We start from the raw sequence: 12,439 nt of genomic DNA on the forward strand, positions 1-12,439 counted from the left end.
ATTAGTGAATTTCATTGAGTATTTTTTTGTCTAGTTTTGTTTTCCTGAACTTTTAAAAAATGATCACCCGTGTAGCATTTTATTAAATTCTTATGGGAGATAACGAATGTTAGACTATCTTAAGAGCTTTCATAACATCAATACATATTTAATTTTATCCATTATTCTATTATTTTTGGTGTTAGCTTTAGATTATTTTTAATCAGTATCCATGATAATTTTCTATGATTAATGAAAATTCAACAAATAAAAACTCACTCAGTGTGAGTTTTTATGCAGTCTAAATCTGTGATAGATTTAGACAAATAATTGTTATTCAAGTTAATTTTTTTAAGCTTTGAAAATATGATAATGCCATTATAAAATATAAAAATTGCTTTTTTTATTTGAAATTTTACATTTATGATGAACAAACTCTTAACTACCTTAATAACATCAATAATTGCATGTTCAGTGTATAGTGCTGAAGATATCTTTAAGAAGCCTCAGTCTTATGTGTTTCTGCAAAATGAAACGCAACATGAAAATAACAATGATAACCAAGTTGATTTTTTTGAGCTTTCAAGACAGCAAGAAAAAGATCAGATCAATCAGAGGTGGTCCCACTTGTTTGAACAACTAAAAGCTTATTTATAAGTGATACTCTGCTCTAGTTAAGCTACCTTATTTTGTTGTGGTAGCTGGTCATAGTAAAACTCATCTGGAGTCATTTTGTCCAGACTCGAATGAGGTCGTTTCAAATTATAAAATTCAAAATATGCGTTTAATTGCTTCTTCGCATCCAAAACATTGCTGTAGGCTTTGAGATACACCTCTTCATATTTAACGCTCCGCCATAATCGTTCAACCATCACATTATCAACCCATCGACCTTTACCATCCATACTGATTTGAATGCCATTTGATTTCAATACATCAATAAATGCATCACTGGTAAACTGACTGCCTTGGTCTGTATTAAAGACTTCAGGTCGGCCATATTTTTCAATAGCTTCATTTAATGTTTCTATGCAAAATGTAACCTCCATACTAATCGATACTCTATGCGCAAGTACCTTGCGGCTATGCCAATCAATCACAGCACATAAATAAACAAAGCCTTTTGCCATAGGGATATACGTTATATCCGTAGACCACACTTGATTACTGCGCTGAATAGCCAATCCTTTGAGCAGATATGGATATTTACGGTGAGCTTGATTGGCCTGACTTAGATTTGGTTTACGATATAACGCATTAATGCCCATTTTCTTCATTAAAGTACGTGTATGACGTCGTCCTATATGATGTCCTTGACGATTCAATAAATCACGCATCATACGGCTACCTGCAAAAGGGTATTGCATATGTAACTCATCCATACAGCGCATCAGCTTCAGATCTGATTCACTCACAGGTTTTGGGCGATAGTAATAACAACCACGGGAGACTTTCAGCAGCTTAGCTTGCTTAGATACTGAAATCTGAAGTGAGTCATCGATTAACTTTTGTGGTTGAAGCGACCCAGTTTCTTCAACACACCTTCTAAAAAATCAATTTCTAATGCCTGCTCACCGATTTTTGCATGTAGTTTTTTTAGATCGATGGGTGGTTCTGTTGGAGCTTTTGATTGATCGAAAGCTTGCGAGGAAGCTGAAATCAGTTGATTTTTCCAGTCAATAATTTGGTTTTGATGAACATCAAATTCAGCACTCAATTCAGCAAGTGTTTTTTCTGCTTTAATCGCAGCAAGTGCTACCTTAGCTTTAAAGTCATTTGAATGATTTCTTCTTGGTCTACGTGTCATAAAATACTCCATATATTGATGTTTATAACATCATTTGGGGAGCAAAATATCACTTATAAGTGTTGTTCAAATTTCCTGATCCACCTCTATCAACGTGATGCAAATGTACTCCGAATAAATGAAAATCGCGCCAATACTTCAAATATGAGTCCATTTGAAAGATCTCAATATCTACTTAAAAACAATGATACTCAGGCTTTGAACGCACATACTTATGAGCAACAATTAAAATCTATTCAACAGGCAAGAAATAGGGGAGTGATTTCAGAGCAAGACTACCAACAGCAAATTTTAAAGCAAAATAATATACCTTTACAGCAAAAGGAACAGCCGCTTAAATTTTCTATTCCTTAAAATATGAAATAAATAAACCTCTTTTCAGAGGTTTATTGGATACTTAGACCAAAGTATTAGTTAAAAATTAAACAAAATACATTACATTTATTACGTGAATAATTGATAAAAAATACTATGAACTTTTGTATCGGTGGACCTTGGAATGGCAGTAAGCTGCTTGGAAAAGTAAATTATAAAAAATCTTTTAAAGTGAAGAATGCTTCATCTAACTTGGTGACAACATATATAAAGAAAAAAGTGTTTGTCCAAGATCAGTCTTTTGTATTTTGGGTAGCTGATGAATTATTAGACATACAAGCAAATGAAATGATCAAATCTTATCTCTATAAAAAATGTTAGTAAAAAGAATTTCTATTTTTTGAATAATCACGGTTGCATGGGATGTAGTCTTAGACTATGTTATTTAGAGTAAGATGAATTATGCAACTTTTAGAATGAATAAATTAATAGTGATAATTGTATCTAAAAATAGATATTTTGATGAATAATCATTAAGAATACAAAAAATATTGGAGTAATATTAATTGAATAGTTCTAATCAATTCGGAAAAACTGATTTACAAAAGTTAATTTTACTGGTGAATCTTGGAATTCTACATTCTTTAAAAAATGATTATATAACTATTCATGAAGCTGAGTACTTTTTATATGCTCCATATATGATTAACCTATTAAAAGAGAACAAATATTCAAAAAGCTTAATTGATGTAATTCATAGAGGAACAGAGCTAGAAGACCTTGAATCATTTAATATTGATGTTAAAAATGAAATGAAAAAAATGTTTAATGAGTGTGAGGAATTGATTAAACAGCTTCCCGAGAGTAGTTTTCAATTTGAAAAATGGTATGATCAAAAATTATTCAACAACTTTAAGTAAGTAAACGTGAATTAAAATTATTAGGATTCACGTTGCTGATCTGTAGCAACAATAGTGTTGCGTATGCTACAGTCTTAGATATCTTATTTAACATAAAATGAAGTTGTGCGACTTCAGAATGGCATAAATGATATGAAGTATTTCTTTTTTCAAACTTGTAGCCCTCTTTTAATTTCATATGAAACTCTTGCATTAGATTTTTCAAAAACAATACGACTTAGAAAGCATGACGATGTTGATGGTAATTCTTGTAGATCGAATTACAATACTGCTTTTACCTTATTAATATTAAATGCATCGATACTTGAAGGTGTATTAAGAAGCATATTAATTTGGAAAATAAAAGAAGAAGTTGAAACCACTATAAAAGAAAGACAGAGTTTAGGTTATGACTCTCCCTCAAAAACTGAAAATTTACTTTATAAATTTAGAGAAGACGTTGAGCATCAAGGTGGATGGGAAAACTTAAAGAATCAATATTCGCTTTTTTTAGGCATTTCTTTAGAAAGTGTAATGAACAAAAGTCATGAAAATACAAAAGAAGCAATTAATGTTCTTTTTACACTAAGAAATATCTTAGCTCATGGAACAACCATTATACAGCCTAAGAATAAGATGCCTGATGATATGAAAGATGTGTATCCATATAAATGGCAATCTAAAACACAACAGGCAAGCGTTTACTTAAACAAACAGTTTAATAAAGGGGAAAATATTCTTGATAATTTATCTTCTGATGCTGTTCCAGAACATTTCATGAATATTACTAAACAGTTCATTACTAAGTTAAAGGATGAAATCAAAATTCCTAAAGAATCACAGGAAATTACTAATATGATCGAAAAATACACTTTTGGGTATCGTAGTTTATAACTTTCTTAAAAAGAGTCCACGCTATCTAACGGTGGACTCTAGTCTTAAATTTGGGACTTTTACTTTATTTCAAAACAATAATAACTTCACCTGAAGATGATACTTCAGCAGATTCAACTGCTTGATCTAAAATACGATGTACTAATTCACTATCTTTGATTGGTTCTAGCCCATGATTGATCAGCACCTTGTTCAACTCAATAGCTTTACGTCTCAGCCTTTCTTGTTCTGAATCATTTAAACGAACAGTCACAGCCATTCTTTTACTCCAAAGTTGCAAGTGATTGGTCATATGACTATTCACTCATTGATGCTCATTTAGAAACCTATAAAAAAGCCAATGCTGAAATTCGTGAATATTTAGGAGAGTAGGGTGATGGACAAGGCATATGAACTCATTAATAAAATTCAAAACTTCGATAAAAATATTCATCAACTAACAGAAGTCTATGAAGAATCAAAATTCATCATGGATGAAATTGTTTTAGCTGCTACATACTCAGAAATTGATCTTCGTGTTTGCCAAAATCTTAAAGACTTCCTAAACGGTGTAGTTCAGAACAAATTGAACCATTGCCAACAGCTCATCACTAAAAAAAAGAAGCAAGCTCAAGAAAATTCAGTCGTTCAAACATTTGAACACAAAATAGCCAAAGTGTTAGTAAACACGGCAGAATCAACTGCTAAGCAAGGTCTTCAACCCCCAATTTATAATATGCGGGAAACGATAGGCGATATTTGCCTCATGTACCCAGACATTGAAGTCATAGCCTCGCAGACTTGCGTAGGCTGGACTAATACGCAAGTCGAGTAGCGATCTGATTTCTGCATAACTTATATTATGTTACTTGAAATACTCAGCAACGTGAATTATGATCGTAGAGATTCACGTTGCTGAGCTGTGGCAACAAACAGTATGTGTAGGTCACAGTCTCAGATATTCTATTTAACATAATAGTTTCGTTATGCGACTTCCAAGCTTTATTTTAGATGTTTGCTAAAGTCTGCTTTTAATTCTCTAGCAGTAGGAATGGCAGGGTATTCAGCTTTAAATCTTCTACCAAACTGATTTATGCTTTTTTGTTTGTTTGGTTCAATTCTAATGAATACTAACTCATCAGGTTCATTCCTATGATTAATCTCGCAAATCATTACAGTCCCATGTTTTTCAATGATTTTATATTTTGGGAAAGTTTTTTTTGCCAATTCTTTTAGATTTAATTTTTTGCTTTTTATTGGCTGTTTTCTGTTCTTACTTATTATTAGTAATATTGCCGTAAATCCAATTATTAATAATATGAGAATTGCTATATCCATTATTTTCCCCAATAAAGTAGGGTGATTCCTCACCCAAAAATTTAGTCATCTTGATCTATATAAATAATTAATCTGCTTTTTTTATTTCATCAATATATTTTGTTACATCTTTTGCACTAATTTCATTTAAATGCTTATAAATCAAAGCATTGATTATGTCTGCTTCCTCAATTCTTTCTTTTGTTTCGATAATGAAGTCGAGTGACTTTTCTTTGATCGATTCAACGAATTCCCCGCGAACTCTATAAGTTTTTGATAAATCTGATTTTTTCATGTAACACCTGAACATTGTTTAATGCAACATCATTATTGTGTCACACGTTGCAGTGTTGCACGCAATTCTGTTATATTTCTGTCAAATTGTTGCGTGTGATGTTGTTGCAATGGAAAAAGAACAGGCTTTTGAGATCGTTTCTAAAATAATTTTTGACAGGGCATGTCAATTAATCATCGGTGGCAATCCAGCATTCGAATCAGAAAAGTGTCTCTTTCACATTGAGATGGTCATGCAGGAGTGGGGCTATAAGTCTGCGGTTGTAGCGGAATATTGCGATTCAGTAAAAGAAGAAAACGACAATATGCGTGAAATGGGGATAGAAGAATGATCAAAAAACAATCAATACCGCAAGTTTGCTCGTGGGGAATGGGATTTTTAGAGACCCCCATTAATAAGATGGGGGTAACGGAATTCGAGTCCATGCACTCACATTTGAAAGATGCTGATCTGCCTTTGCCTTTTCAACGTTTAAACCCTGCACCTTATCTACACATGGTTATGACTTCACGAGGTGCTAAACAAGTTCCGTGTCGTTTGCCTGCTGACAATGAAATCGCTGTTATTGATTGGGTAAATTTTACGGATAGCTGTGCAACCTTAAACCATAAGTATGTTAATGCCCTCAAAGATGACCAAATCATTGACCCTATTGAACTCAATTTTCAAATGGCGATTGAGATAGATAAACACATCGAGCACATATTCGGCTTAAACATTACTTTTGCCGATAAAGGCAAAAAAAACATGTATCAAAGTTCCTTTGAAATCGGTGACAAATGCGGATTTATCTGTGTAGGTGGTCAACGTAATACTTATTTAGTCATGCTTTCAGGTCGTGGATGTTCCATGGCAAAAGAGGGATGGGAAAAGCGTCTCTATACATTTCTAACAACTGTTTCTACACGTGGAAAATTAACCCGAGTTGATATTGCTCATGATGACTTTGATGGCACAAAAATCAATGTTGATTGGGGAAATATGATGGATGGTATGGGCGGATTTCAAAACGGAAACCGTGCGCCAAACGTAGAACATAAAGGAAATTGGAAACGTCCCAATGGTCGTGGACGTACACTCAATATCGGAAGTCGTGAATCAGGTAAGTACTTGAGATTATACGAAAAAGGCAGGGCAGAGGGAGACCCTAACGACAACTGGCAACGTGCTGAAATCGAATTTAAATCACGTGATCAAGTTCTACCTTTTGACATGCTCCTATCACCATCTGAGTACTTTACTGGTGCATACCCATGTTTCGAATTCCTAGCTGAAGATATTCAACCTGAACGCATCGAAGTGATGGTTAAAACTGCACAGATTAATGCCAGTGCTGCACTTGCAACAATAAAAAAACAGTACGGCAGATATATCAATTTTTTCAAACAAGTTTTTGAACCTGAAGAACTTATCAATTTAATTTCACACTCTGACCCTTTTGCTTATCCAAAGCGGTTGGATCACGTCTTAATGACAGCAATGAGGATGTAAAACATGTCACAACAAATGAAAGTAACTTTAGTTGGCGCAAAATCAACGGATTGGAAATCTGAGGATGGTCGACATTATGACCATGTAACTCTTTTTGGAATTATTCCAATGGATACCTCTCAAGGTAATGCAGTTGGTCAAGGTGTTGCAGAATTTAAATGGCAGGATTCACGCAATCTTGTTCAATTACAAGGTCGTAAATTCCCTTTTGAAGTCACTTTAGAGTTAGACCTTGTTTCAACTGGTCGTACTACTAAGCAGGTGCTTACAAATGTCATTCTTCCACCTAAATCATAATTTTCCAATGGCTTGCCCGTACTGCGGTACTTACTGGCATTTAGGACAAATAGAAGATCACAAGAATAAATGTGATCAAAAAGGATAAACAACAATGCTAATAGATGATTGCTCGATGACTACTGTGATACAGGGCATTAACTATTGTGTTGTTGTACTGCATCAACAGTCTTGGCTCGACGAATTAAACAACTTGGAACCGTTAAAAGTTGCTGCGTTGTTGTCAGCTACGGCTTTGACTTGGTACGTGGCTTCGGGGATTCGTACCACCCTAAACTTAATCGGACATACGTCCAAAGAGGAGTGAACTATGGAAGTTCAAATTAAAAATGCAAATGCTTCTAAAGCTGTTCAAACAGCAAAACGCATCGCAATGACAACTGGTGTTGTACTTGTCTCTACTGCTACGGCTTTTGCAGCTGAGGGAGATACGACAATTGACTTAACAACAGGTTTAGCTGGTGTTGCAATTATCGGTGGCTTGATGGCATCAGGTACATTAAAAGCATTACCGACTTATGCAGCTTGGGGTATCAAAAAAGCATTAGCAATGCTTCGCTAATTAATATGCGTAAAAAAGGTGGGGAGGAGCGCACAACTGTACGCACCGCACCCCACCTTTTTTTATAGCGAGGATTAAAGAATGACAGTTTATTTCATTATTGTTGCGATGGCAGCTTTTTGGATAGTGCTTTCAGGGGATTGAAATGATTCATCGCATTAATGTTTTTTTACTCTCTTTGATAGTAGCTCTAGCACCCGCTTATTTATATGCATCAGGTAATCAAATCGATCAAGCTATTAAAAGAATTGATGATTTACGCAATAAAATTAATAACATGGGTATTGAGATTAATAAAACTCGTAAAAGTGCAACTGGTACAGTCAGAACAATTGCAGATATCGTTAATGAAGCAGGTCAAAAACAAACTGTAGCTAGAACTGCTGTAGTAGAACAAAAATTAAACCCAATAAAGCTTGGTCAATCAATGATGAAGCGAATAAAAGCAGTAGGAAAAGGTTCTGTACCTTCAATACTAGGAACAGTCGCTATTACAGGGTTATTGGAGGGTATCGGATGGGTAATGGAGGATGGTACTTTAGTCAAGAAAAAAGAAAAAGAAAGTTCAAAAGATGATACTTCACCCGTTTTATATTGTGGTACATCGAATACGGGTAAATGTTCATCATCTCCACAAATTGCATGTGATTCAGATCGAACTCTTGGTGGTGATTCAGGTCGTGTTTATACTAAAAATACTGCTATTGTTGATCCTAAAAAACCCATTTCTACCATTGGCTCAACAACATTTCCTAATTATGTTTGTGCTGTAACTTATTATTTTCATCCAAATAAAACGCCAACATACGATGATACATATGGCTTGAACGCAAAACTTAATCCAAATTACAAGCCTGATGCTAAACCTGAGTATGAGACTATTCCAATAACTGCTCATCAGCTCGGATCAGCAATGCTTGGAGAGGGTTATAACGACCCAGTTGATGATACTTATAATAAAAATATAAATACTGGTGATTACACATCAGTTAGAGAAGCTTATGAAGCTGACCCTAGCGGTGTTGGAAATGAACCGAATAATGATTTATTAGATCGTGCAAAACATGCAACCCCCACATCTGACGGTAAACCTGCACCCTACGGTGATCCTCGTTATACAAATGTTCTCAAAGACGAAAAAGATAGTTCAAATGATCGAGTTTGGAATGATGATGGTTCACAGGCAACAACAGAACCGAAAAAAGATGAAGACGGAAATCCTACTGGGGAATCAACTACAACGTTCCCAGTATTCTGCGATTGGGCTCATGTGGTTTGCGACTGGTATGATGATTGGAAAAAAACAGATGATTGGATGAAAGAAGAACCACAATTAGAAGATCAAACTCTTGAAGTTGAAGAACAAAATATTACTGATTATGCACGTCAAAACTATGTCATTTTTGGGGCATCATGTCCTTTTTCTGCTCATCAGGTAAGTTTGCCACTTGGTATTTTAGGTGAAATTAATTTTCAAGCTGATCTTACCTTTATTTGTACTTTCGGAACTCAAGCTCGACCTTTTGTAATTGGCTTAGGTTACTTAGGTGGGCTTATTTATTTATTAATCGGTATAAGGAATGGTAATGGGTAAATTATTAGTTCTTATTGGCGGTTGGCTTTCAAAGAACATTATTCAAAAAGCATTAATGGGTGCTGGTCTTGGTCTAGTTAGCTATTTAGGAATACTTGTAGCAATAAGAACTGCATTTAATTCAATGATTAATTCTGTTTATTCATTACCTGCTGATATGTTGAATTTGATGGGTATTTTTGGAGTTGATCACGTGCTAAGTACATTTATATCTGTAGGTATTTTTTTATTAACACTTAATTCTGGAAAATTAGCAATAAGGAAAAAATAATGAGTATTGCAGGCGGTCAATTTAGATTAACTTGCGGTCAGATCGGTGCTGGCAAGTCATATTTATATGTCAAACAGGTTGAAGAAGAAGCAAAGAGAAGTGGAAAGTATCAATACATTTATTCAAATATACGTGCTCATGCGGAACTTGCCGAAGGCGTTACGCTATTGCCTGATTCATGGGAAGATTGTGAACCTGATAGTTTAATTATTATCGATGAGGTGCAGATGCATGAAAAGTTTAGTAAACACTTTTCTAATCGTAGAGACGGTGAGATTGCGGGTTTAACAATGATTCGACACAAGCGTCAGGATATTTGGATGATTAGTCCTAATCCTGCACTTGTAAATAGCGATGTACGTAATCTTGTTAATCAGTACTTTTGGCTTGAACCAGTTGGAAAGAAAACGACTAAATGCTTTTGTTTTGATAAGGTTTATAACAATGTTACAAAGACAGTTAAAAACAATGCATATGATGAATTTACTTATTCGATTGATGAAAAGTTTTATAAGTTATATAAATCAACAATTGATGGTAAAGCATCAGGGCGTAATTTTAATTTAAACATTAAGTTAATTTCATTTATTGTTGGTTTGGTAATTGTTTGTCTTATTATTGCTGGTTTATTTGCTTATTTATCTAAAGATACAAAATCTAAAGTAGATCAATTGCAAAACAGTGAAACACAAAATAAAAGCCAAGATAAATCAAAACAAAATAAAAATGATTTAGGAATATTGCCCACTACTCCAGAGCTTACTTCAGAAGAATGCAGAAAAGGAATTAATGTAGATAAGCCTGAATGTATTAAATATTTCAATACTTTAACTGAAAACAGAATGTCTGTAGGCGATTTAAATGTCGAATATGATCCTAACAAGCCTTATGATCAGGAAGATATTCAGAAAGTCGTATCAAAGACTTATCAAGTAACGGCTAAACCTGTCTTTAGTGGTTGTATGAAAAACGGCAACAAATATTATGCGTACACACAGCAAGGCACTAAGTTAGATGTATCACAATCAGACTGTAGGAATATGATAGAAAATGGCGAACGTCCTTTTAACTATTTTGCAAATAACAATAGCAACTTCAGTAACACTAATGCTGTCATGGGTTCTAACGTACAAAGCATTGAACAACCTACACAACAACAGCCAACAATAGCCAATAACGTTGTAGAGCCTCATCTACAAGCAAAAACAATCAATTAAAATAGGTGTATATCCTTGTATTTCCTTTATTTTATAAGTTTTTTACTATTATTTTGGCTTTGTATAAAAATAGATTTACGTCGAAATAATTAAATTGAGATCTTATTTTTAATTTAACTAGCGAAGTCTGTTAAGTTAAAAATGAGGTCATTAAGGCATAAATAAGATGCCAGTAACGGATTTTGAATGAACAATAGGCACGTATGGAAAACCACGTTTTACAATCGAAATATTGGGGTATTACATAAATCAGATTATGTTTTTATGCGTGATTCACTGGAGAAGTACTTAGACCAGATCAGGGAATTAGACATAGACAATTATGATGAAATAGATCAACTCAAATTATTATTTATAAAATTAGATCATCACATTGATAGATTGAGATAGCGCAGGATTTTGCATAACGAATATTATGTTACTTAGGATAGTCGTCAACGTGAATTAAAATTATCAGGATTCACGTTGACGATCTGTGGCAACAATAGCGTTGTGTAGCCACAGCCTATGGTATCCTATTTAACATAATAGTTTCGTTATGCGACTTCCAAGCTTTATTTTAGATGTTTGCTAAAGTCTGCTTTTAATTCTCTAGCAGTAGGAATGGCAGGGTATTCAGCTTTAAATCTTCTACCAAACTGATTTATGCTTTTTTGTTTGTTTGGTTCAATTCTAATGAATACTAACTCATCAGGTTCATTCCTATGATTAATCTCGCAAATCATTACAGTCCCATGTTTTTCAATGATTTTATATTTTGGGAAAGTTTTTTTTGCCAATTCTTTTAGATTTAATTTTTTGCTTTTTATTGGCTGTTTTCTGTTCTTACTTATTATTAGTAATATTGCCGTAAATCCAATTATTAATAATATGAGAATTGCTATATCCATTATTTTCCCCAATAAAGTAGGGTGATTCCTCACCCAAAAATTTAGTCATCTTGATCTATATAAATAATTAATCTGCTTTTTTTATTTCATCAATATATTTTGTTACATCTTTTGCACTAATTTCATTTAAATGCTTATAAATCAAAGCATTGATTATGTCTGCTTCCTCAATTCTTTCTTTTGTTTCGATAATGAAGTCGAGTGACTTTTCTTTGATCGATTCAACGAATTCCCCGCGAACTCTATAAGTTTTTGATAAATCTGATTTTTTCATGTAACACCTGAACATTGTTTAATGCAACATCATTATTGTGTCACACGTTGCAGTGTTGCACGCAATTCTGTTATATTTCTGTCAAATTGTTGCGTGTGATGTTGTTGCAATGGAAAAAGAACAGGCTTTTGAGATCGTTTCTAAAATAATTTTTGACAGGGCATGTCAATTAATCATCGGTGGCAATCCAGCATTCGAATCAGAAAAGTGTCTCTTTCACATTGAGATGGTCATGCAGGAGTGGGGCTATAAGTCTGCGGTTGTAGCGGAATATTGCGATTCAGTAAAAGAAGAAAACGACAATATGCGTGAAATGGGGATAGAAGAATGATCAAAAAACAATCAATACCGCAAGTTT

19 protein-coding genes are annotated in these 12,439 nt (G+C 34.0%); 13 read left to right on the plus strand and 6 right to left on the minus strand.

The window, feature by feature from the left end:
- Positions 1-653: 653 nt before the first annotated feature.
- Positions 654-1,786, minus strand: a protein-coding gene (locus I9192_RS10630) for an IS3 family transposase (RefSeq protein WP_223672967.1) whose coding sequence is annotated in 2 segments (ribosomal slippage) — positions 654-1,534 and positions 1,534-1,786 — 1,134 coding nt in all. Because the reading frame shifts where the segments join, the coding sequence is not laid out codon by codon here.
- An 18-nt stretch (positions 1,787-1,804) separates the two neighbouring features.
- On the opposite strand from I9192_RS10630, the gene I9192_RS10640 reads away from it, so the two are divergent.
- From I9192_RS10640 to I9192_RS10650, 3 genes are all read left to right on the plus strand, one after another.
- A complete protein-coding gene (locus tag I9192_RS10640) occupies positions 1,805-2,140 on the plus strand; it encodes a hypothetical protein (RefSeq protein WP_228289341.1) in 336 nt (111 codons plus the stop codon).
- Between the two features lie 527 nt (positions 2,141-2,667).
- The gene (locus I9192_RS10645) at positions 2,668-3,021 is read left to right on the plus strand and encodes a DUF3969 family protein (RefSeq protein ID WP_200026108.1); all 354 of its coding nucleotides are present in this window, start codon (positions 2,668-2,670) and stop codon (positions 3,019-3,021) included.
- Between the two features lie 132 nt (positions 3,022-3,153).
- Complete coding sequence (locus I9192_RS10650) at positions 3,154-3,894, plus strand: hypothetical protein (RefSeq protein WP_200026109.1); 741 nt, start codon at positions 3,154-3,156, stop codon at positions 3,892-3,894.
- Positions 3,895-3,958: 64 nt separating this feature from the next.
- Here I9192_RS10650 and I9192_RS10655 read toward each other — a convergent pair whose 3' ends face one another.
- On the minus strand, positions 3,959-4,153 hold the full coding sequence (locus tag I9192_RS10655) for a hypothetical protein (RefSeq protein ID WP_200026110.1): 195 nt from the start codon (positions 4,151-4,153) through the stop codon (positions 3,959-3,961).
- A gap of 117 nt (positions 4,154-4,270) precedes the next feature.
- On the opposite strand from I9192_RS10655, the gene I9192_RS10660 reads away from it, so the two are divergent.
- Positions 4,271-4,708 (plus strand): hypothetical protein, encoded by a 438-nt coding sequence (locus I9192_RS10660; protein WP_200026111.1) that lies wholly within the window; start codon positions 4,271-4,273, stop codon positions 4,706-4,708.
- 167 nt (positions 4,709-4,875) lie between these two features.
- Here the strand turns inward: I9192_RS10660 and I9192_RS10665 are convergent, their stop codons facing one another.
- Both I9192_RS10665 and I9192_RS10670 read right to left on the minus strand, forming a co-directional pair.
- Positions 4,876-5,211, minus strand: coding sequence for a hypothetical protein (locus I9192_RS10665; RefSeq protein ID WP_199959991.1), 336 nt, complete (start codon positions 5,209-5,211; stop codon positions 4,876-4,878).
- 67 nt (positions 5,212-5,278) lie between these two features.
- A complete protein-coding gene (locus I9192_RS10670) occupies positions 5,279-5,485 on the minus strand; it encodes a hypothetical protein (RefSeq protein WP_199959992.1) in 207 nt (68 codons plus the stop codon).
- Between the two features lie 109 nt (positions 5,486-5,594).
- Here I9192_RS10670 and I9192_RS10675 point away from each other — a divergent pair, with 109 nt between their 5' ends.
- The 8 genes from I9192_RS10675 (at position 5,595) to I9192_RS10710 (ending at position 10,917) form a co-directional block, all read left to right on the plus strand.
- Positions 5,595-5,816 (plus strand): hypothetical protein, encoded by a 222-nt coding sequence (locus I9192_RS10675; RefSeq protein WP_198261675.1) that lies wholly within the window; start codon positions 5,595-5,597, stop codon positions 5,814-5,816.
- The gene (locus I9192_RS10680; protein ID WP_227567243.1) at positions 5,813-6,976 is read left to right on the plus strand and encodes a replication initiation factor domain-containing protein; all 1,164 of its coding nucleotides are present in this window, start codon (positions 5,813-5,815) and stop codon (positions 6,974-6,976) included. The genes I9192_RS10675 and I9192_RS10680 overlap by 4 nt, the downstream gene beginning before the upstream one ends.
- Before the next feature lie 3 nt (positions 6,977-6,979).
- A complete protein-coding gene (locus I9192_RS10685) occupies positions 6,980-7,273 on the plus strand; it encodes a hypothetical protein (RefSeq protein WP_200150388.1) in 294 nt (97 codons plus the stop codon).
- 115 nt (positions 7,274-7,388) lie between these two features.
- Complete coding sequence (locus I9192_RS10690; RefSeq protein WP_199959968.1) at positions 7,389-7,580, plus strand: hypothetical protein; 192 nt, start codon at positions 7,389-7,391, stop codon at positions 7,578-7,580.
- Positions 7,581-7,583: 3 nt separating this feature from the next.
- On the plus strand, positions 7,584-7,835 hold the full coding sequence (locus tag I9192_RS10695; RefSeq protein WP_200150389.1) for a hypothetical protein: 252 nt from the start codon (positions 7,584-7,586) through the stop codon (positions 7,833-7,835).
- 145 nt (positions 7,836-7,980) lie between these two features.
- Entirely contained in the window at positions 7,981-9,429 is a 1,449-nt protein-coding gene (locus tag I9192_RS10700; protein ID WP_200150390.1) for a hypothetical protein, read from the plus strand.
- Entirely contained in the window at positions 9,422-9,700 is a 279-nt protein-coding gene (locus I9192_RS10705; protein WP_200150391.1) for a DUF2523 family protein, read from the plus strand. The genes I9192_RS10700 and I9192_RS10705 overlap by 8 nt, the downstream gene beginning before the upstream one ends.
- A complete protein-coding gene (locus I9192_RS10710; RefSeq protein WP_200150392.1) occupies positions 9,700-10,917 on the plus strand; it encodes a zonular occludens toxin domain-containing protein in 1,218 nt (405 codons plus the stop codon). The genes I9192_RS10705 and I9192_RS10710 overlap by 1 nt, the downstream gene beginning before the upstream one ends.
- Before the next feature lie 554 nt (positions 10,918-11,471).
- Here I9192_RS10710 and I9192_RS10715 read toward each other — a convergent pair.
- Both I9192_RS10715 and I9192_RS10720 read right to left on the minus strand, forming a co-directional pair.
- Entirely contained in the window at positions 11,472-11,807 is a 336-nt protein-coding gene (locus tag I9192_RS10715) for a hypothetical protein (RefSeq protein ID WP_199959991.1), read from the minus strand.
- 67 nt (positions 11,808-11,874) lie between these two features.
- Positions 11,875-12,081 (minus strand): hypothetical protein, encoded by a 207-nt coding sequence (locus I9192_RS10720; RefSeq protein WP_199959992.1) that lies wholly within the window; start codon positions 12,079-12,081, stop codon positions 11,875-11,877.
- A gap of 109 nt (positions 12,082-12,190) precedes the next feature.
- Here I9192_RS10720 and I9192_RS10725 point away from each other — a divergent pair, with 109 nt between their 5' ends.
- Positions 12,191-12,412, plus strand: a complete 222-nt coding sequence (locus tag I9192_RS10725; RefSeq protein WP_198261675.1) for a hypothetical protein — start codon at positions 12,191-12,193, stop codon at positions 12,410-12,412.
- The last annotated feature ends 27 nt before the right edge of the window (positions 12,413-12,439 follow it).

The organism is Acinetobacter bereziniae, from assembly GCF_016576965.1.
In the GTDB taxonomy this organism is placed as follows: Bacteria; Pseudomonadota; Gammaproteobacteria; order Pseudomonadales; family Moraxellaceae; genus Acinetobacter; species Acinetobacter bereziniae.

Coding starts and splice junctions, on each gene's coding strand:
- I9192_RS10680 (WP_227567243.1), top strand. CDS start 5,813: ATGATCAAAAAACAATCAATACCGCAAGTTTGCTCGTGGGGAATGGGA.
- I9192_RS10695 (WP_200150389.1), top strand. CDS start 7,584: ATGGAAGTTCAAATTAAAAATGCAAATGCTTCTAAAGCTGTTCAAACA.
- I9192_RS10705 (WP_200150391.1), top strand. CDS start 9,422: ATGGGTAAATTATTAGTTCTTATTGGCGGTTGGCTTTCAAAGAACATT.
- I9192_RS10650 (WP_200026109.1), top strand. CDS start 3,154: ATGAAGTATTTCTTTTTTCAAACTTGTAGCCCTCTTTTAATTTCATAT.
- I9192_RS10640 (WP_228289341.1), top strand. CDS start 1,805: ATGTTTATAACATCATTTGGGGAGCAAAATATCACTTATAAGTGTTGT.
- I9192_RS10685 (WP_200150388.1), top strand. CDS start 6,980: ATGTCACAACAAATGAAAGTAACTTTAGTTGGCGCAAAATCAACGGAT.
- I9192_RS10725 (WP_198261675.1), top strand. CDS start 12,191: ATGGAAAAAGAACAGGCTTTTGAGATCGTTTCTAAAATAATTTTTGAC.
- I9192_RS10675 (WP_198261675.1), top strand. CDS start 5,595: ATGGAAAAAGAACAGGCTTTTGAGATCGTTTCTAAAATAATTTTTGAC.
- I9192_RS10655 (WP_200026110.1), bottom strand. CDS start 4,153: ATGGCTGTGACTGTTCGTTTAAATGATTCAGAACAAGAAAGGCTGAGA.
- I9192_RS10690 (WP_199959968.1), top strand. CDS start 7,389: ATGACTACTGTGATACAGGGCATTAACTATTGTGTTGTTGTACTGCAT.
- I9192_RS10720 (WP_199959992.1), bottom strand. CDS start 12,081: ATGAAAAAATCAGATTTATCAAAAACTTATAGAGTTCGCGGGGAATTC.
- I9192_RS10670 (WP_199959992.1), bottom strand. CDS start 5,485: ATGAAAAAATCAGATTTATCAAAAACTTATAGAGTTCGCGGGGAATTC.
- I9192_RS10710 (WP_200150392.1), top strand. CDS start 9,700: ATGAGTATTGCAGGCGGTCAATTTAGATTAACTTGCGGTCAGATCGGT.
- I9192_RS10700 (WP_200150390.1), top strand. CDS start 7,981: ATGATTCATCGCATTAATGTTTTTTTACTCTCTTTGATAGTAGCTCTA.
- I9192_RS10665 (WP_199959991.1), bottom strand. CDS start 5,211: ATGGATATAGCAATTCTCATATTATTAATAATTGGATTTACGGCAATA.
- I9192_RS10715 (WP_199959991.1), bottom strand. CDS start 11,807: ATGGATATAGCAATTCTCATATTATTAATAATTGGATTTACGGCAATA.
- I9192_RS10660 (WP_200026111.1), top strand. CDS start 4,271: ATGGACAAGGCATATGAACTCATTAATAAAATTCAAAACTTCGATAAA.